The organism is Cellulomonas sp. P2_F12 (assembly GCF_056403775.1).
In genome coordinates, this window is record NZ_JBFUEV010000008.1 from 103,488 (window position 1) to 121,445 (window position 17,958).

The window sequence follows — 17,958 nt, forward strand, 5'->3', positions numbered from 1 at the left end:
GGGGTCGCGGCGATTCTAGCGAGTGCGCGGGGCGGGTCGGCGCAGGCGTTCAGTCGGTGGCCGGGAGGGCGGCTGGGCTCTCTTGCGATCGGCGCGCGGGCCGCTTCGGGTTCGGCGATGGGCTGGACCGTTGGTGTTCCCCGGGCGACGCTTCCGCCGACGAGCCTCGCTCCGGGAGAGCGCGCGGCCGCGCGCTTGTCCTGCGTGACTAGCGGAGTTCCACTGGGGAAGCGCCGGTGAGGTGCATCGTCGCCTCCATCCGATGACGGTCCGAGGCGGCTCCATGCGATCGGCGGACCGCACCGACGCGCTGCGATGTCGCGTTTGTGCAGGTCAGAGGTGAATGTCAGTGGTCAGTCGTACACTTGTTCTATCCCCGCATCGGGCGGTTCCGGGCAGCTGGAGGTGGCGCGGTGACGGCGGTGATGGAGCGAGTCGAGGTTGCTGGCCCGGCTGCGCACACGGCCGGGCGACCCGACGCCGCCGACGCTTGGCCGGACTTCTGCGCAGATCCGCACTCCACCACCGCGCCCGCCGATTCGCCCACCGCCACCACCCCGTCCGCGCCCGCCACGTCACCCACCACCGCGGCTGCGTCCACCTCCTCGTCCACCACCACCGCCACGGCACCTGAGCTTGGGTCTGCGTTCTTGTCGGCCGCGCCCGCGGTCGCCGGGTTGGTGTGGGCGGACTCGGGTCATGGTGCACGCCCGGGTGCGGCGCCGGCGCTGGGTGCACGGGTGATCGATCTGGGGGCCATCGAGGAGTTCCCCCTGCCTGGGGTCGATCTCGGTGAGCTGGTGGCGATGCTGACTTCGGTGCCGGTCGCGGAGGTCTCCGATGTGGCCCTGGTGAACACGGTGACCGGGATGCAGCAGGCGATGGCGATGTTGCAGGCCGCCCAAGCGGTCGTGGTGCGGGAGATCGAGGCGCGCACTGTGCACGCGTTGCGGCGCGTCCCCGACGAGCTGGCCTGCGCCCTGGTGTGCACGCGGCGGTCCGCGGAGATGCTGTTCCTACGCGCGTGGGGCACCGCCCAGCACCCGGCTTTGGCGGACGCGTGGGCGGCGGGGGCGATCGAGGCGCGCAAGGTCGACGTGATCCTGGACGAGGTCGCCAAGGGCGGGGTCGGTCTGGACCCGGAGGCGGTGCGCGCGGTGGTCGACGACGCCGTGCAGCGCGCTGGGGAGCTGACCGCACCGCAGCTGACCCGGCACGTGCGCGCCACCCTGATCGCGCTGAACCCCGACCAGGTCGAACAACGGCGGGTCGCCGAACGGGAGCGCCGCGGCGTGGAGCTGGTGCTGGCTCCGGATGCGATGGCGCGGTTGATCGCGTACCTGCCGGCGGCGGAGGCGACGGCGGCGTTCACCGCGATCGACGCCCTGGCCGGCCACGCCGCGGTGGACGGGGACACCCGGAGCATCGATCAGCGGCGGGCGGACGCGTTCGCGGACGTGTTCGCCGGCATCCTGGACCGGCAAGCCACCCCGGACGGCACCCCGCTGCCCCGCAAGCACGGGCAACGCGTCGCCGTGCAGCTCTCCGTGGCCGCCACCACGTTGCTCGGGCTGGACGACGCGCCCGGGTTCCTGGGCTCCTACGGGCCGGTCCCCGCGCAGGTGGCCCGCGAGCTGGCCCAGGACGGCACCTGGCGCCGCGTCCTGACCGACCCGGACACCGGGCAGGTCTGCGCGGTCGGCACCCAGGCGTATCGGCCGGGGGCGGACCTGACCCGCACCGTGCAAGCCCGGGACGTGACCTGCACCTTCCCCGGCTGCCGACAACCCGCCACCCGCTGCGAAATCGACCACCGCACCCCCGACGACCACGACCGCAGCCCCGACAACCACGACCACCCGCCCGGGGCCGAGCCGCAGACGTGCGAGGCGAACCTGGACGCCCTGTGCAAGCACCACCACCAGGCCAAGACCGAGGGCTGGTGGCAGGTGACCTACGACCGGGCCACCGGGGTCTCGACCTGGACCGACCGGCACGGGCTGACCTACGCCCGCCACCCCGCCCGCATCTACACCACCCCCGACCTCTTCACCCACCGACCACCACCACCGCCACCCGTCGACCTCGGCGACCCACCCTTCTGACCGGCCCGCCCGACCCAGGGACCCCCGCCCTTCCCGCCCGCGCACTCGACATCAGCGACCCGCCCGTCGGACCGGAGCGCGACGCCCACCGATCGCATGGGCAAACCCGCCAGACGGGCTCGGCGATCAGCGCGCCCGGACTGGTGGTCCGAATTCGGCCAATCACCCAGCGAACACGCCTAGCCGCGCGCCGGCTATCCCCGATGCCGCGGTTGGCGCTCCGCTCACGTCGCCGCCGACGCTGGTGGACGTGGATGTCGGTGGCGCGGGGGATGATGCGCGCATGAGTTCTCCGGCCCCCTCAACACGCGGCTGGATCGGCCCGTACCTGCTGCTCGCCGCCCTGTGGGGTTGCAGCTTCTTGTTCATCGCGACGGCATTGCAGACGTTCGCGCCGACCCAGGTCGCCTTCGGGCGCATCGTCGTCGGCTTCGCCATGCTCGGGCTGATCCTCCTGGTCAGGCGGGAGAGGGTCAGGGTCGAGCGGCGACGGATCGGCGACTTCGTCGTGGTGGGCGCGGTCATGACGGCGATCCCCTTCGTGCTGTTCGCGCTGGCGGAGCAGCGGGTCAGCTCCGTGCTCGCCGGGCTCGTGAATGCGACGACTCCCCTGTTCACGGCGGTGTTCGTCGCGCTGCTGCTTCCGGCGGAGCGGCCGGACCGGGTGCAGGTCGGCGGGCTGATCATCGGGTTCGGCGGCATCGCGGTTCTGCTGGGGGTGTGGGACTCGGGGGCCATCGACCTGGCCGGCGGGTTGATGCTGCTCGGGGCCACGTTCTGCTACGGGCTGGGCAACGCGTGGAGCCGGCGACGGCTGACGAGCACCGGCCTGTCGAACGTGGCGCTCCCGGCGATCCAGCTGGCCGTCGGAGCCCTGGTGATCCTGCCGTTCGCGGTCTCGACGCCGCTGGCCGGTCCGCTCGCGCCCGCACCGGCTCTGGCGCTGCTGGCTCTCGGGCTCGGCGGGACCGGGTTGGCGTACGTGCTGTTCTGGCGGGTTCTCGCCATCGCCGGCGCCACCGTGACGGCGAGCGTCACCTACGTGATCCCGCTCGTCTCCACGACGCTCGGCGTGCTCGTCCTGCACGAGGGCCTTCACTGGTACGAGCCGGTCGGTGGGGCCGTGGTTCTCGCCGGTGTCGCGCTGACGCAGTGGGGGGCGGCCCGGCGTCGTTCAGCGGCGGCGGCCGCGACGACAGAACCCACACCGGACACGCTGGACGCGGCCGGAATGCCCGCCGCGGCGAGCATCGAGGAGCCGATCGGCGACGAGGTCCCTGCTGACCTGAGGTCGAGCGAGCCGAGCGCCAGCGGGCCACCGCGGCGGTAACGGCTCCGTGGTCGTCGTCTGCGTCCGGGCCTCCGGGCGCGACGGCTGGCCTCGGTGATCGCGGCTGGGCGCCGCCCTGGGCGTCACTCCCCTGGGCGCCGGGGGACCGTCGGCACGCGCGAGCCGCGCCGCGATTCGCACCGGCGGCGACCGCCGTCGGCGCCCGGCCAAGACGGCGGCGTCAGGGCACGATGACCGTCATGCCCGGGCCGCCAGTGCCGGAGCCAAGCGCGGCGAGGGCCGTCGGGGCGTCGGCGAGGCCGATCGTGCGGCCCACCAGTCGGGACGGGTCGAGCTCGCCGGAGGCGATCCGGGCGAGCATCGCGGGGTACTCGTGCGCCGCCATGCCGTGGCTGCCGTAGAGCTCGAGCTCCCACCCGATGACGCGGCCGATCGGGAGGGGCGGGGCGGCGTCCGCGCCCAGCAGGAGGCCGACCTGCACGTGCCGGCCGCGGCGGCGCAGGGACAGGATCGAGGCGGCGGCGGTCTCGCGGCTGCCGAGGGCGTCGATCGACACGGCCGCTCCCCCGCCGGTGACGGCATGGATCTGCGCACCGACGTCACCGGACCCGTCGAGGACCACGGACGCGCCCATGTCGAGGGCCGCCGAGCGGGCGGCGGGAGAGACGTCGACGGCGATCACCTTCGCCCCGGCGGCGGCCGCGATCATCACCGCGGACAGCCCGACGCCGCCGCAGCCGTGCACCGCCACCCAGTCGCCGGGACCGGGCCGGCCGTGGACCGTGACGGCGCGATAGGCGGTCGCGAACCGGCAGCCGAGCCCCGCGGCCGTGACGGGTGACATGCCGGCCGGGAGCCGCACGAGGTTCACGTCGGCGTGGTGGAGGGCGACGAGCTCGGCGAACGAGCCGTCGTCGGTGAACCCCGGCTGCCGCTGCCTCTCGCACACCTGGTGCTCGCCGGCGAGGCACGCCGCGCACGCGCCGCAGGCGCACACGAACGGCACGGTGACCTCGTCCCCAGGGGCCCACGACGACACATAGGGCCCCGCCGCGACGACGACGCCGGCCAGCTCGTGGCCCGGGACGTGCGGGAGCGTGATGTCGTCGTCGTGACCCTGCCAGCCGTGCCAGTCCGACCGGCACACCCCGGTGGCCGTGACCCGCAGGACGACGCCGTCCGCGGGGCACGTCGGCGCCGGGACCTCGCGCAGGGTCGGAGGGACGCCGAACTCGTCGATCACCACGGCACGCATGGCGCCCATCCTCGCGGACGTGGGACCGAGGCCTAGACAGCAACGCGAAAGGCCACCTCAGAACGCGAGGTGCGTCCAGCCTCCCGCGACGAGCGTGCCCGACACCGGCATGTCCCGCAGCGGCGCGGACAACGGGTCGGCGTCGAGCACGACGAGGTCCGCGGGCGCTCCGACGACGGGCACCAGCCCGCGCCCGTCGACCGACGACTCCAACGCGACCCACCGCTCCAGCGCCTGCTCGGGGTGCCACGGGTCGCGCCCGTCGCGGGACCGGGTGACCGCGGCGTCCAGCGCGATCCACGGATCCAGGGGCGCGACCGGCGCGTCCGAGCCGAGTGCCAGCCGGACGCCGGCCCGGTGCAGCGAGCCGAACGCGAAGGCCCGGTCGGTGCGGCCCGCCCAGTGCCGGTCGGCGACGTCGCGGTCGTCCATCGCGTGCTCGGGCTGGATGCTGGCGACGACGCCGAGCGAGGCGAACCGCTCGACGTCGGACCACGACACCAGCTGGGCGTGCTCGATCGACCCGGCGGCGCCGGAGGAGGCGAACGCATCCAGGGCCAGCTCGTTGGCGGCGTCGCCGATCGCGTGGATCGCGCAGCGCAGCCCGTGCCGGTGCGCGTGACCCATCAGGGGTGCGAGCCGGGAGGGCGGGACGGCGAGGATCCCGCGGGCGTTCGGGCCGGTCAGCCCCGGGTACGGGTCGTGGCAGTAGGCGGTGCGGGTGTTCAGCGAGCCGTCGGTGATGACCTTGAGCGGCCCCTGCGTGACCAGGCCGGCGATGGTGTCCCCCGAGTGCAGGTCCTCGCGCACGACGCGGTCGAGGAACTCCTCCCAGACCCCCGCCCGCACCTGGTGCCGACCGGGCCGGGCCGCGGCGCGCCGACGCCAGACGGAGACGTTGTCGGCGATCTCGAGGTCGACGACGCCGACCACCCCGCGGGCCGCGGCCGCGACGGACGCGTCGTCGACCAGGGCGTCGGCGACGTCGTCGGGAACGTGGTCCACGGCACCCGACAGGGGGAGCCACTCGGACTCGCGGAGCAGGCCGGTGGGGTGGGACTGCACGCCGAGGAACCGCAGCCCGGCGGTCGAGGCCCACGCGCAGTGCAGGTCGCCGGAGACGAGCACGACGGGCACGTCGCCCACGGCGGCGTCCAGCAGGGCGGCGGTCGGTACGTCGGGCCAGAGCCCGTCGCGGAAGCCGAAGCCGACGAGCGCCGTACCCGGGGCCGGTGGGGGCGCGGCGGCCGCGAGCGCCGCGGCGTGCGCCGCCGAGGTCGCCGACGAGACGTCCAGCCGGCGCCGGGCCAGCGCCCACTGCGTGAGGTGCACGTGCGCGTCCCAGAGGCCGGTCATGAGCCACCGACCGTCGAGCGACACGTGCGCGACGTCGGGGACGGACAGTGCCGGGCCGACCGCGGCGACGCGCCCGTCGCGAAGGAGGACGTCGACGGGCTCGGCCGCACCCACCAGCCGCGCGGAGCGGAGGAGCCACGACGTCGGTACGGTCCCCATGTGAGCACGGTAGAGGTGGGATACGACCCGACGTTCCTTGGTCCACGCGTGCCGCTCCCGGTGCCGTCGCAGATCGTGCGCGTCCTCCCGTCGACGCACTTCACCGTTCTGCTCGACCCGGCGCGCCGACTCGCGGCGGCGACCGCGGTGAACATCGACGGGGCCCAGCTGGTGGACCTCGAGCGCGGCGACGACTGGCACCTCGACCCGCGCGTGCCCGCGAACGAGCAGGCCGGTCCCGAGCTCTACGTGCGCAACGACCTCGACCGCGGCCACCTGGTGCGGCGCAGGGATCCCGTCTGGGGCGACCTCGCCGTCGCGCGCCAGGCGAACTTCGACACGTTCGCCTACCCCAACGCCGCCCCGCAGGCGTCGGCGTTCAACCAGGGCGAGCTGCTCTGGGTGGGCCTCGAGGACCACGTGCTGACGTACGCGAAGACCCACCGGAGCCGGCTGTCGGTGTTCACGGGACCGGTGCTCGCCGACGACGACCCCGTCTACCGCGGCGTCGGCATCCCGCGGCTGTTCTGGAAGGTCGCCGCGTGGTCGACCGCGGCCGGGCAGCTGCGCTCGACGGCGTTCGTGCTCGACCAGACGTCGCTGGTGGCGGGGATCCAGTCCGCCGACGAGGTGCCGCCGCTCGGGCCGTTCCGCACGTTCCAGGTGCCCGTCACCGACGTCGAGGAGCTCACGGGACTCGACCTCGGGCCGCTCGCCGCCGCGGACGTCCTGGAACCCGTGGGCGCCCAGGGCGAGCGCGCGCGCTGGGTCGAGCTGACCGCCCTGGAGCAGCTGACGCTCTAGTGACGCACGTGCGCGTCGCGGCGGGCCGGCACCACCATCGGCGTCCCGGTCTCCGGGTCGGGCACCACGCGGCAGGCGAGCCCGAAGACCTCGCGGACCAGCGGCTCGGTGACGACCGACGCCGGCGGCCCCTCGGCGACGACCACACCGGCCTTCATCGCGATGAGGTGGGTGGCGTACCGGGCCGCCTGGTTGAGGTCGTGCAGCACCGCGACGAGCGTCCGCCCCTGCTCGTGCAGCCGCGCGCAGAGGTCCATGACCTCGAACTGGTGGGCGATGTCGAGGAACGTCGTCGGCTCGTCGAGCAGCAGCAGGTCGGTCTGCTGCGCGAGGGCCATGGCCAGCCACACGCGCTGCCGCTGGCCCCCGGAGAGGTCGGAGACGAACCGGTCACGCAGGTCGGCCACCTCGGTGGCGGCGAGCGCGTCGGCGACGGCGACCGCGTCGGCCGCGGACCACTGCCGGAGGAGCCCCTGGTGCGGGTACCGGCCGCGGGCCACCAGGTCGCCGACCGTGATCGCCTCCGGCGCGATCGGGCTCTGCGGGAGCAGGGCCAGCCGGCGGGCCACGTCCTTGCTCTTCAGCGACGCGATCGGCACGCCGTCGAGCAGGACCTGACCCGCGCGCGGCTTGAGGGTGCGGCCGAGGGCGCGCAGGAGCGTGGACTTGCCGCAGCCGTTCGGGCCGATGATCACCGTGAACGAGGACGGCGGGATCTGCACCGACAGGTCGGTGGCGACGACGAGCTGGTCGTAGGCCAGGGTCAGGCCCGACGCCTCCAGCGGTGGACCGTTCACGCGGCACTCCTTCTCCACTCGCGGACCAGCAGGACCGCGAGGTACACGCCGCCGAGCGCGGCCGTGACCACCCCGACGGGATAGACGACACCGTGCACGGCGTACTGCGCGATCAGGTCGGCGACCACGAGGACCGCGGCCCCGCAGCACGCCGCCGCGACCATGCCGGGCCCGGTCGAACGGGTCAGCCGGCGCGCGATCTGCGGCGCGGTGAGGGCCACGAACGCGATCGGTCCGCTCACTGTCACGGCCGCGGCCATCAGCAGCACGCCGACGACCACGGCCCAGGTCCGCACGCGGTCGGCGGGGACGCCGACCGCCACGGCGACCTCGTCGCCCATCTCCACCAGCTGCATCGGCCGGGTGAGCACCAGCGCCGCGGGCAGGAGCACGAGCAGCGCCACCACGATGAGCACGACGTCCGCCCAGGACCGCGCCGCGAGGCTTCCGTTGAGGTACGCGGCGACCACCTGCGCGTCCTGCCGGGTGGCCCGCGCGAGGGCCAGCTGCACGAACGCGAGCGACATGGCGCCGACCGCGATGCCGACGACCACCATCCGCAGCGGCGCGCGGAGCCCGGCGCCGGATCCGAGGTAGACCGCGAGGATCGCGACCCCGGCGCCGATGAGCGCCCCGATCGGCACCGGCACCACGCCCGGCCACAGCAGCCCCGCGGCCGCGGCACCCGCGGCGGCGCCGGACCCGAGACCGATGACGTCGGGGCTGCCGAGCGGGTTGCGCGTGACCGACTGGAACATCGCGCCCGACACCGCGAACGCCGCGCCGGCGGCCGCGCCGACCAGCAGCCGCGGGAGCCGGTTGGTCCAGAGCACCCACTCCTGCACGCGGGAGCCGTGGCCGGCGACGACCGACGGCAGCTCCGCGAGGGGGATGCCCAGCTCCCCGGCGGCGAGCGTGACCAGCATGGTGACCAGCACGACCGCGAGCGCGACGAGGCAGACGACGACCGGTCGGCGGCGGCGCAGCAGCACCACCGACGGTCCGAGCGTCAGGACCGCGGTCACAGGCCGACCCTCCCCCGCCGCACTGCCGCGATGAGGAACGGCGCCCCGACGAACGCAGTCACCGCGCCGACGGGGAGCTCACCGGGCCGGGCCACCACGCGCCCGAGGACGTCGGAGGCCAGCAGCAGGACCGGACCCAGGAGCAGGCAGTACGGGAGCAGCCAGCGGTGGTCCCCGCCGGTGAACCCGCGGACCACGAGCGGCACGGCGAGGCCGACGAACGCGATGGGCCCGACGGCGGCGACGGCAGCGGCGCACAGCACGGTCGCGCCGGCGGCGCCGAGCAGCCGGGTCCGGCCGGCGCGCAGGCCGAGGGAGGTCGCGGCCTCGTCGCCGAGCGCGAGTGCGTTGAGCTGCCGCGCGAGCAGGAGGCAGACCACGAGCCCGACCACTATGAACGGGAGCACGGCCCCGACGGTGGACGGCGGCCGCCCGGCCAGGGAGCCGACCACCCAGTAGCGGTAGGTGTCGAAGATGGTCGGGCTGGCCAGCGTGATGGTCTCGACCAGCGCCACGAGCACGGCGGACACGGCCGCGCCGGCCAGCACGAGCCGCACGGGCGTCGCTCGTCGGCCCCCGGACCCCACCAGGTACACCGCGACGGCCGCGAACAGCGCACCCGGCACCGCGGCCCACACGGACCGACCGGCGGCGCCGCCGAGCACCGCGACCGTGACGACCAAGGACGCGGACGCCCCGGCGTTGACGCCGAGCAGCCCGGGGTCGCCGAGCGGGTTGCGCGTGAGCCCCTGGATCACCACGCCGGCCACCGCGAGCGCGGCCCCCACGAGCAGCCCGAGCTCGGTGCGCGGGATCCGCGACGCGACGACCGTCGAGACGTACGACCCGTCGGGGTGCCGCCACGCCGCCCAGACCTCGCCGAGCGGCACCTGCTTCGACCCGATCGCGATGCTGAGCCCCACCACGAGAACGAGCAGCGCCGCCGCGCCGACCAGGCCGAGCGCGAGCCCGAGCGCGCGCGAGCACCGCGCGCGGGTGGCGTGCGGGGCTCGTGCGACGGCGATGCTCACGGGGTGAAGGCTACGAGGCGACGTTCGCCGCGCCCGCGGTGATGAGCGGCAGGTAGGCGTCGAGCGCCCACGGCACGCTCAGCGGCGTCGCCACCGTGACGGCCATGCCCAGCTGCGGGTCGAGCATCGGCACGTACGCGCCCGACGCGAACGCCGGGATCTGCGCCCAGAGCGGCTGCGCCTCGGTCGACGCCTGCTCGTCCGCGTCGTTGAACCACGTGAAGAGCATCTGCGCGTCGTCCAGCTGGTCCGCGTTCTCCAGGCCCAGAGTCGCGACGAACGTGCCGGGCGACGCGGTCAGCGACGCGACCGAGGGCGCGAGCGTCATGCCCAGGCCGGTGAGCAGCTCCACGCGCGGGTCGCCGGGCAGGTACACCGACAGGGCGCCGGGCTGGTCGCCGCCGTACACGTACGCGAACGTCGTGCCGGCGAGCTCCGGGTGCGCCGCGGCGGCCGCGTCGATGGCGGCCTGGCGCTCGTCGAGCAGCGGCTGCGCCTTGTCCGGCACCCCGAGGGCCTTCGCGGCGATGGTCACCTGGTCCTCGATCGAGGTCTGCCACGCGTCGCCGGGGTACGCGACCACCGGCACGAACGCCGACAGCTGGTCGAACGTCGCCTGGTCGAGACCCGACTGCGGGGCGAGCACGAGGTCCGGGTTCAGCGCGACGACGGCGTCGATGTCGAGCTCGGGGTACATGGCGATCGTCTTCGGGAGCTCGTCGCCGGCCTTCTCGACGGCCTCGCGGAACCAGGGCTCGTACCCGTCGGCGTCGCCGCCCCAGGTGTCGGACTCGATGCCCACGGGCGTGGTGCCGAGCGAGAACGCGATGTCCGCCGCGCCCCAGCCGAGGGTCACGACACGCTCCGGCTTCGCGGTGATCTCCGCGGTGCCGAGGGCGGAGTCGATCGAGACGGGGAAGGCGGCGTCCGTCGCCGAGGGCTCCGCGCCGGCGTCGTCGGCGTCGCTGCCACAGGCCGAGAGGGTGAGGACGACGGCGGCGGTCGCCGCGACGGCTGCCGCGAGGCGCGCGATGCGCACGGGGATGCTCCCATTCGTTCGGGGATCGAATGAGGTAAGCCTAACCTCTGCTCCGATCGCCTCCGGCCGTCGACCGTGAGCGAAAGGTCACACCGCCAGGGCGGATCCCGTCAGGCGCTCGTACGCTTCGAGGTAGCGGTCGCGGGTGCGCTCGACGACGTCGGCGGGCAGCGCGGGCGGCGTGGCGTCCGACGCGCGGTCCCAGCCCGAGGCGTCCGACGTCAGCCAGTCGCGCACGAACTGCTTGTCGAAGCTGGGCTGGGCGTGGCCCGGCTCCCAGAGGTCCGCCGGCCAGAACCGCGACGAGTCGGGGGTCAGCACCTCGTCGCCCAGGGTGATCGCGCCCGTGGTCGGGTCGGTGCCGAACTCCAGCTTGGTGTCGGCCAGGATCACGCCGCGCTCGCGCGCGATGGACTCGGCCCGGGCGTAGACAGCGAGGGTCAACGAGCGCAGCGACGTCGCGGTGGTCGACCCGAGCTGGTCGACCACGGCGGAGAACGGCACGTTCTCGTCGTGCTCCCCCAGCTCGGCCTTGGTCGCCGGCGTGAAGATCGGCTCCGGCAGGCGGGACCCGTCGACCAGGCCGTCCGGCAGGGCGATGCCGGTGACCGACCTCGACACCCGGTACTCCGCCAGCCCCGAGCCGGTGAGGTAGCCGCGCGCGACACACTCGACGGGGAACATCTCCAGGCGGCGGCAGATCATGGCGCGGCCGGCCACCTCGGAGGGGCCGTCCGTCGACACCACGTGGTTGGGCACCAGGTCCGCCAGCTGCTCGAACCACCACAGGCTGAGCTGCGTGAGCACGACGCCCTTGCCGGGGATGCCCGGGCTGAGCACGTGGTCGTAGGCCGAGACCCGGTCGCTCGCGACGACGAGGACGACGTCGCCGAGGTCCGACGTCAGCGCCGAGCCGTCGGGGACGTAGAGATCCCGGACCTTGCCCGAGTAGGTGTGGGTCCAGCCAGGGAGCGCAGAGGTCACGGGCCTAAGTGTGCAGGATCAGATGACCTCGTCGCCGCCCTCGAGCCCCTCCGGGATGGGCAGCCCGACCAGCCGCACCAGCCGCTCGACGGTCTCCTCGACGAATGTGTCCTCGGGCTCGTCGACGTGCGCCTCGGCCAGCAGGCGCCGCACGTGCTTGGCCTCGACGTCGACGGCGCCCACCAGCAGCGCCCACTCGGCGAACGCCTCCGCCTCGGCAGCCAGGTCGACGGGGTCGCTCTCGGCCGGGTCGTCGAAGAAGTCCCGCGGCTGGAACCCCAGGTAGAACCGACCCAGACCCTCGGGGGCGGGCCGGTAGTCGACGGTCGCGATGTCGCCGTCCTGGACCTCGATGCGCAGGCTCGGGGTCACCGCGACATCGCCGCCCCAGGAGCCGTCGCCGTACTCGAACGTGGTGGTGGCCATCCCGCGATGATGGCACCCATGACCGACAATTCCCTGCTCGTGGTGCTCGGCGGGCTGCCCGGGTCCGGCAAGACCACCCTCGCCCGCGCGCTGGCCCGCGAGCTGCGCGCCGTGCACGTCCGCATCGACACCCTCGAGCAGGCGATCGTGCAGTCGTCGCTGGCCGTGCCGGACGCCCGAGAAGCCGGCTACGCCGCCGGCGCCCGCGTCGCGCTCGACAACCTGCGGCTCGGGCTGCCCGTGGTCGCCGACTCCGTCAACCCCGTGCGCGCGAGCCAGGAGGGCTGGCAGGCGGTGGCCGACGAGGCCGGCGCGCGGCTGGTCGAGGTCCTCGTGGTCTGCTCCGACCCCGTCGAGCACCGCAGGCGGGTCGAGGAGCGCGTGGCCGACATCCCGGGGCACCGGCAGCCGGCCTGGGCCGACGTGTCGACGCGCGTGCTCGAACCCTGGCCGGAGGCGACCGTCGTCGACACCGCGGGGCGGACCGTGGGGCGCGTGGTCGCCGACGTGCGCGCGCTGACGGGCTAGACGAGAGGGAGGTCCGCCACGGCCGCCGCGATGTCCGACCGGTGGTGCGAGCCCGGCAGCTCGATCTGCTCGACCCCCGCGTAGGCCGCCGCGCGGGCGGCTGCCAGGTCGCGGCCGACGCCGACCACCGAGAGCACACGGCCGCCGGCGGAGACCAGGTGGGCGCCGTCGATCACGTCGTCGTCGTCGCCGGGCGCGTTGAGCCGCAGGGCGGTGCCGGCGTGCAGGACGTGCACGCCCGGGAGCGCCTCGGCGTCCTCGATGCCCGTGATCGGGTCGCCCGAGCGGACCGTGCCCGGGTACCCGCCGGACGCGATGACGACCGTCACCGCGGCGTCGTCGCGCCACTGCAGCGGGGGCAGCGAGCCGAGCGTGCCCGTCGCCGACGCGAGCAGCACGCCCGCCAGCGGCGTCGCGAGCCGGGCCAGGACCACCTGCGTCTCGGGGTCGCCGAAGCGTGCGTTGAACTCGACCACGCGCAGCCCCTTCGTGGTGAGCGCGAGGCCGACGTACAGGACGCCCGAGAACGGGGTGCCGCGACGGGACATCTCGAGGATCGTCGGCCGCGCGACGCGCTCGACCACCTCGTCGACCAGGTCCGCGGGCGCCCACGGCAGCGGCGAGTACGCACCCATGCCGCCGGTGTTGGGGCCCTCGTCGCCGTCGAGCGCGCGCTTGAAGTCCTGCGCGGGCACCAGCGGCACCACGTCGATGCCGTCGGACAGCACGAACAGCGAGATCTCGGGGCCGTCGAGGTAGTCCTCGATGACGATCCGGCCGTCGGGCTTGGCCAGGCAGGCCGCGGCGTGGGCGAGGGCCTCCGCGAGGTCGTCGGTCACGACGACACCCTTGCCCGCGGCCAGCCCGTCGTCCTTGACCACGTAGGGGGCGCCGAAGGCGTCCAGCCCGGCCGACGCCTCCTCGATCGTCGTCGCCACGCGCGGCTCGGCGGTCGGCACGCCGGCTGCGGCCATGACCTCCTTGGCGAACGCCTTGGACCCCTCGAGCCGGGCGCCCTGCGCCGACGGCCCGAACACCGGGATGCCCACCGCGCGGACCGCGTCCGCGACGCCCGCGACGAGCGGCGCCTCGGGTCCGACGACGACGAGGTCCGCGCCCAGCGAGGTCGCGAGCGCGGCGACCGCGTCGCCGTCCAGCTGGTCGACCGCGTGCAGCGTCGCGAGCCGCCCGATCCCGGGGTTGCCCGGGGCCGCGTGCAGCGCCGTCACCGCCGGGTCGAGGGACAGCGCGCGCACGAGGGCGTGCTCACGGGCACCGGTGCCGACGACGAGGATCTTCACGGGCCGGGAGCCTACCGGCCCGCTCACTGCTCGGGGAGCGGGAGCGCGTCGAAGTAGAGGCGCACACGCCGACGGCCCGCCGTCTCGCCCGCCGCCGCCCGCTCCTTTGCCCGCTTGAGCGCGCCGCCGATGCTCTCCTGGACCGCCAGCACGACCTCCTGCAGCTCCTCGACCGTGAGGTCGGCCGTCGACCGGTCGTTGAGGGACGCCGCCTCCCACTCCGGGGTGTCGCCCGTGCTCAGCCAGCGCTGCAGCACCTGCGCGCGCTCGGCGACGACGCCGGCCAGCAGGGCGTTGGCCGCGTCCGCCGTCCGGGGGTCGCGCAGCATGTCGCGCCCGTCGAGGCTGAACCCGACCGCCCGCCACCACCGGTCGCGGCCCCGCTCGTGCGCGGGGTCGTCCTCGACGAACCCGTGCTTCTCCAGCTGGCGCAGGTGGTAGCTGGTCTGCCCGCTGCTCTCGCCCAGGTGCCGGCCCAGCTGGCTGGCGGTGGCCGACCCGTGCTCGGAGAGGTAGTCGTACATCGCCATCCGCAGGGGGTGGGCCAACGCCTTGAGCTCCTCGGGCCCGATCGCGCGGGCCCGGAACGGCAGGGGCTTGCTCTCGCTCATTCGCAGAGATACCTTTGCAGAGTTGTCTTTGCAGAGTTTCCTCTTCGATCTTACGCGGAGTCCCCCATGAGCGACGTCGTCGCCACGCGAGAACCCCTGGGCCGCCGGTTCACGGCCCACCTCACGGCGACCGGCCTGGCCAACCTGGGCGACGGCGTGATCCAGACGGGCGTCCCGCTCTACGCCCTCACGCTCACCCGCTCCCCGAGCCAGATCGCGCTGCTCACCGCCGCCGCGTGGCTGCCGTGGCTGGTGCTCGGGCTCGCCGCCGGGGTCGTCGTGGACCGCCGCGACCGCAAGTACACACAGGTGGTCGGCCTCGCGGCCCGGGCCGTCCTCCTCGCCGTCGCGGTCTGGCTGGTCGCGTCCGGCGACATGTCGATGACCGCGCTCACGGTCGTCGTGCTGGCCTACGGGGTGACCGACGTGTTCGTCGACCTGGCAGGCTCCGCGCTGGTGCCCGACCTCGTGCCCCGCTCCCGGCTCGAGGCCGCCAACGGCCGCACGCTCGCCGCCCAGCAGGTCATGGCCGCGTTCGTCGGCGGACCGATCGCCGGCGCCATGCTCGCGTTCGGTGCGGGCTGGGTGTTCGGCGTCCCCGCCGGGCTCGCCGTGGCCGCGCTGCTGCTCGTCGCCACCCGCATCCCCGGCAGCTACAAGCACGCCCGGCCCGAGAAGCGCCGCGCGACCACGGAGATCCGCGAGGGCGTCGGCTTCCTCGTCCGGCACCCCGTGCTGCGCCCGCTGCTGGTGGCCGGCAGCGTGATGAACATGGCGAACACCGGCTACTTCGCGGTGTTCGTGCTCTGGGTGGTCGGGCCCGGCTCGCGCGTCGGGCTCGAGCCGGAGCGCTATCCCCTGGTGGTCGCCGTGCTCGCGGTCGGCGCCGTCGCCGGCTCGATCGCGGCCGAATCCCTCGGCCGGTTCGTCCCCGAGGTCCGCCTGCTGCTCGGCTGCTGGACCCTCAACTCGGCGCTCCTGTTCGTCCCCGTGCTGCTGCCGAACGTCCCCGCCATCTCGATCACCGCGTTCTTCCTCGGCTTCCTCAACACCATCGGCAACGTCATCTCGCAGTCCATGCGGCAACGGATGGTGGCCCCGGGGATGCTCGGCCGCGTCGGTGGCGCCAGCCGGACCCTGGGCTACGGGCTCATGCCGGTCGGCGCGCTGCTCGCCGGGTTCGTCGCGGAGCAGTGGGGGCTGCCCGCCGTGTTCGTCGGCGCGACCGTCCTGTGCCTGCTGGCCGTCGCCTACCCGATCGCGGTCGTCCGCCAGCGGATGGTCGCGGACCTCGAGCTGCCGGCGGTCGAGCAGGAGAGGCAGACCGTCTCCGCCTGAGCCCCGACATACTGGCGGCGTGCCCCGGCTGACCCCGCCCGCGATCGCACCCGGCAGCATCTGCGCGCAGCCCCAGCCCGTCCTGCACGCCGACGGCCTGGTCCTGCGGCCCTGGAGGGCGCGCGACGCCGGCGCGGTGCAGACCGCCTACGCCGACCCCGGCATCCGCCGCTGGCACGACCGGTCGATGACCGCCGACGAGGCGGCCGCGTGGGTCGCCCACTGGGCAGGCCGGTGGCGCGACGAGACGGGTGTCGGCTGGGCCGTCACGATCGACGACGAGCCCGTCGGGCAGATCAGCCTGCGCGTGCTCCACCACGAGGACGGCCTCTCGGAGGTCTCCTACTGGGTGCTGCCGGCCGCCCGGGGACGCGGCCTCGCCACGACCGCGCTGCGCACCGTCGCCGCCTGGGGCTTCGGGACGGCCGGGCTGCACCGCATCGAGGTCGACCACTCGACCGCGAACCCGGCGTCCTGCGCCGTGGCGACCCGCGCCGGGTTCCGGCTCGAGGGCACCAAGCGCGAGGTCGCCCGCCACGCCGACGGCTGGCACGACATGCACCTGCACGCGCGCGTGGTGGGCGACCCCGAGGTCAGCTGAGCAGCTCGTGCCGGACGATCGTGGCCTCGCGGCCGGGTCCGACGCCGACCGACGAGATCCGGACGCCCGAGATCTCCTCGAGCCGCAGCAGGTAGCGCTGGGCGTTGACCGGCAGGTCGTCGAAGTCGCGGGCCCCCGAGATGTCCTCGGACCAGCCGTCGAGGTACTCGTAGATCGGCGTCGCGTGGTGGAAGTCCGACTGGTCGTACGGCATCTCGTCGAACCGGCGGCCGTTGACGTCGTAGCCCACGGCGACGGGGATCTTGTCGCGGCCCGTGAGCACGTCGAGCTTGGTGACCACGAGATCGGTCAGGCCGTTGATGCGGGCGGCGTAGCGCACCACGACGGCGTCGTACCAGCCGGTGCGCCGCGGACGGCCGGTGGTGGTGCCGAACTCGCCGCCGGTCTGCCGCAGCCACTCGCCGTCGTCGTCGAGCAGCTCCGTGGGGAACGGGCCCTCGCCGACGCGGGTGGTGTACGCCTTGGCGACGGCGACGACCCGGTCGATCCTCGTCGGCCCCACGCCCGAGCCCGTGCACGCGCCGCCGGCCGTGGCCGACGAGGACGTGACGAACGGGTAGGTGCCGTGGTCGACGTCGAGCATGGTGGCCTGGCCGGCCTCGAAGACGAGGGTCTTGCCGTCGTCCAGCGCCCGGTTGAGGAGCAGCGGGGTGTCGGCGACCAGGGGGTGCAGGCGGTCGGCGTGGCGCAGCAGGTCGTCGACCGTCTCGTCGACCGTGATGGCGCGGCGGTTGTAGACCTTCACCAGCAGGTGGTTCTTCTGGTCGAGGGCGCCCTCGACCTTCTCGCGCAGGATCTTCTCGTCGAAGAGGTCCTGGATGCGGATGCCGACGCGGTTGATCTTGTCGGAGTACGCGGGGCCGATGCCGCGACCGGTCGTGCCGATGCGGCGCTTGCCGAGGAACCGCTCGGTGACCTTGTCGAGCGTGCGGTTGTACGGGGCGATGACGTGGGCGGCCGACGACACCCTGAGGGCGGAGGTGTCGACGCCGCGCGCCTCGAGCGCGTCGATCTCCTCGAACAGCACCTCGATGTCGACCACGACGCCGTTGCCGATCACCGGGACGACGCCCGGCGAGAGGATGCCCGACGGCAGCAGGTGCAGGGCGTACTTCTCCCCGCCGATGACGACGGTGTGCCCGGCGTTGTTGCCGCCGTTGAACTTCACGACGTAGTCGGTCCGCGAGCCGAGCTGATCGGTCGCCTTGCCCTTGCCCTCGTCGCCCCACTGGGCACCGAGCACCACGACGGCCGGCATCTAGATCACCACTCCCACCCTGCCTGCG

The 17,958-nt window shown here is 74.2% G+C and carries 17 protein-coding genes; 6 read left to right on the forward strand and 11 right to left on the reverse strand.

Going from position 1 to position 17,958, the window contains the following annotated elements; translation table 11 throughout:
- Positions 1 to 740: 740 nt before the first annotated feature.
- Together AC1DWH_RS16130 and AC1DWH_RS16135 are read left to right on the forward strand one after the other, a co-directional pair.
- Positions 741 to 2,105 carry an HNH endonuclease signature motif containing protein gene (locus AC1DWH_RS16130; RefSeq protein ID WP_477094525.1) on the forward strand — a complete coding sequence of 455 codons (1,365 nt, stop codon included), beginning with the start codon at positions 741 to 743 and terminating at the stop codon, positions 2,103 to 2,105.
- A 283-nt stretch (positions 2,106 to 2,388) separates the two neighbouring features.
- Positions 2,389 to 3,435 (forward strand): DMT family transporter, encoded by a 1,047-nt coding sequence (locus tag AC1DWH_RS16135; protein ID WP_477094526.1) that lies wholly within the window; start codon positions 2,389 to 2,391, stop codon positions 3,433 to 3,435.
- Between the two features lie 181 nt (positions 3,436 to 3,616).
- Here AC1DWH_RS16135 and AC1DWH_RS16140 read toward each other — a convergent pair whose 3' ends face one another.
- Together AC1DWH_RS16140 and AC1DWH_RS16145 are read right to left on the reverse strand one after the other, a co-directional pair.
- Positions 3,617 to 4,651 carry a zinc-binding dehydrogenase gene (locus AC1DWH_RS16140; RefSeq protein ID WP_477094527.1) on the reverse strand — a complete coding sequence of 345 codons (1,035 nt, stop codon included), beginning with the start codon at positions 4,649 to 4,651 and terminating at the stop codon, positions 3,617 to 3,619.
- Between the two features lie 57 nt (positions 4,652 to 4,708).
- On the reverse strand, positions 4,709 to 6,166 hold the full coding sequence (locus tag AC1DWH_RS16145) for an amidohydrolase (RefSeq protein WP_477094528.1): 1,458 nt from the start codon (positions 6,164 to 6,166) through the stop codon (positions 4,709 to 4,711).
- Here AC1DWH_RS16145 and AC1DWH_RS16150 point away from each other — a divergent pair, their 5' ends adjacent.
- Entirely contained in the window at positions 6,167 to 6,970 is an 804-nt protein-coding gene (locus AC1DWH_RS16150) for a DNA/RNA non-specific endonuclease (RefSeq protein WP_477094529.1), read from the forward strand.
- Here AC1DWH_RS16150 and AC1DWH_RS16155 read toward each other — a convergent pair.
- The 6 genes from AC1DWH_RS16155 to AC1DWH_RS16180 all read right to left on the reverse strand — a co-directional run bounded on the left by AC1DWH_RS16155 (position 6,967) and on the right by AC1DWH_RS16180 (position 12,272).
- Positions 6,967 to 7,767 carry an ABC transporter ATP-binding protein gene (locus tag AC1DWH_RS16155; protein WP_477094530.1) on the reverse strand — a complete coding sequence of 267 codons (801 nt, stop codon included), beginning with the start codon at positions 7,765 to 7,767 and terminating at the stop codon, positions 6,967 to 6,969. The genes AC1DWH_RS16150 and AC1DWH_RS16155 overlap by 4 nt on opposite strands.
- On the reverse strand, positions 7,764 to 8,792 hold the full coding sequence (locus tag AC1DWH_RS16160; protein WP_477094531.1) for a FecCD family ABC transporter permease: 1,029 nt from the start codon (positions 8,790 to 8,792) through the stop codon (positions 7,764 to 7,766). The genes AC1DWH_RS16155 and AC1DWH_RS16160 overlap by 4 nt, the downstream gene beginning before the upstream one ends.
- Positions 8,789 to 9,823, reverse strand: a complete 1,035-nt coding sequence (locus AC1DWH_RS16165; protein WP_477094532.1) for a FecCD family ABC transporter permease — start codon at positions 9,821 to 9,823, stop codon at positions 8,789 to 8,791. Before AC1DWH_RS16165 ends, AC1DWH_RS16160 begins: the two co-directional genes overlap by 4 nt.
- A 10-nt stretch (positions 9,824 to 9,833) precedes the next feature.
- Positions 9,834 to 10,862, reverse strand: a complete 1,029-nt coding sequence (locus tag AC1DWH_RS16170) for an ABC transporter substrate-binding protein (protein ID WP_477094533.1) — start codon at positions 10,860 to 10,862, stop codon at positions 9,834 to 9,836.
- Between the two features lie 87 nt (positions 10,863 to 10,949).
- Positions 10,950 to 11,846, reverse strand: coding sequence for a phosphoribosylaminoimidazolesuccinocarboxamide synthase (locus tag AC1DWH_RS16175; RefSeq protein ID WP_477094534.1), 897 nt, complete (start codon positions 11,844 to 11,846; stop codon positions 10,950 to 10,952).
- An 18-nt stretch (positions 11,847 to 11,864) separates the two neighbouring features.
- Entirely contained in the window at positions 11,865 to 12,272 is a 408-nt protein-coding gene (locus AC1DWH_RS16180; protein WP_477094535.1) for a hypothetical protein, read from the reverse strand.
- A gap of 18 nt (positions 12,273 to 12,290) precedes the next feature.
- Between AC1DWH_RS16180 and AC1DWH_RS16185 the strand changes: the two genes are divergently transcribed.
- A complete protein-coding gene (locus tag AC1DWH_RS16185; protein WP_477094536.1) occupies positions 12,291 to 12,800 on the forward strand; it encodes a P-loop nucleotide/nucleoside kinase family protein in 510 nt (169 codons plus the stop codon).
- Here AC1DWH_RS16185 and purD read toward each other — a convergent pair.
- Positions 12,797 to 14,101, reverse strand: a complete 1,305-nt coding sequence (gene purD, locus AC1DWH_RS16190; RefSeq protein ID WP_477094537.1) for a phosphoribosylamine--glycine ligase — start codon at positions 14,099 to 14,101, stop codon at positions 12,797 to 12,799. The two genes, AC1DWH_RS16185 and purD, sit on opposite strands and share 4 nt — an antisense overlap.
- Positions 14,102 to 14,124: 23 nt before the next feature.
- Positions 14,125 to 14,712 carry an ArsR family transcriptional regulator gene (locus AC1DWH_RS16195; protein WP_477094538.1) on the reverse strand — a complete coding sequence of 196 codons (588 nt, stop codon included), beginning with the start codon at positions 14,710 to 14,712 and terminating at the stop codon, positions 14,125 to 14,127.
- A gap of 66 nt (positions 14,713 to 14,778) precedes the next feature.
- On the opposite strand from AC1DWH_RS16195, the gene AC1DWH_RS16200 reads away from it, so the two are divergent.
- Positions 14,779 to 16,050: an MFS transporter gene (locus AC1DWH_RS16200; RefSeq protein ID WP_477094539.1), complete on the forward strand. Its 1,272-nt coding sequence runs from the start codon at positions 14,779 to 14,781 to the stop codon at positions 16,048 to 16,050.
- Positions 16,051 to 16,069: 19 nt separating this feature from the next.
- A complete protein-coding gene (locus tag AC1DWH_RS16205) occupies positions 16,070 to 16,651 on the forward strand; it encodes a GNAT family N-acetyltransferase (protein WP_477094540.1) in 582 nt (193 codons plus the stop codon).
- Here the strand turns inward: AC1DWH_RS16205 and AC1DWH_RS16210 are convergent.
- Entirely contained in the window at positions 16,644 to 17,930 is a 1,287-nt protein-coding gene (locus AC1DWH_RS16210) for an adenylosuccinate synthase (protein WP_477094541.1), read from the reverse strand. The genes AC1DWH_RS16205 and AC1DWH_RS16210 overlap by 8 nt on opposite strands.
- Positions 17,931 to 17,958 lie beyond the last annotated feature (28 nt).

What these genes read in the sequence shown, in the direction of transcription:
- AC1DWH_RS16135 (WP_477094526.1), top strand. Translation starts at nt 2,389, where the DNA reads ATGAGTTCTCCGGCCCCCTCAACACGCGGCTGGATCGGCCCGTACCTG.
- AC1DWH_RS16140 (WP_477094527.1), bottom strand. Translation starts at nt 4,651, where the DNA reads ATGCGTGCCGTGGTGATCGACGAGTTCGGCGTCCCTCCGACCCTGCGC.
- AC1DWH_RS16145 (WP_477094528.1), bottom strand. Translation starts at nt 6,166, where the DNA reads ATGGGGACCGTACCGACGTCGTGGCTCCTCCGCTCCGCGCGGCTGGTG.
- AC1DWH_RS16180 (WP_477094535.1), bottom strand. Translation starts at nt 12,272, where the DNA reads ATGGCCACCACCACGTTCGAGTACGGCGACGGCTCCTGGGGCGGCGAT.
- AC1DWH_RS16185 (WP_477094536.1), top strand. Translation starts at nt 12,291, where the DNA reads ATGACCGACAATTCCCTGCTCGTGGTGCTCGGCGGGCTGCCCGGGTCC.
- AC1DWH_RS16195 (WP_477094538.1), bottom strand. Translation starts at nt 14,712, where the DNA reads ATGAGCGAGAGCAAGCCCCTGCCGTTCCGGGCCCGCGCGATCGGGCCC.
- AC1DWH_RS16200 (WP_477094539.1), top strand. Translation starts at nt 14,779, where the DNA reads ATGAGCGACGTCGTCGCCACGCGAGAACCCCTGGGCCGCCGGTTCACG.
- AC1DWH_RS16210 (WP_477094541.1), bottom strand. Translation starts at nt 17,930, where the DNA reads ATGCCGGCCGTCGTGGTGCTCGGTGCCCAGTGGGGCGACGAGGGCAAG.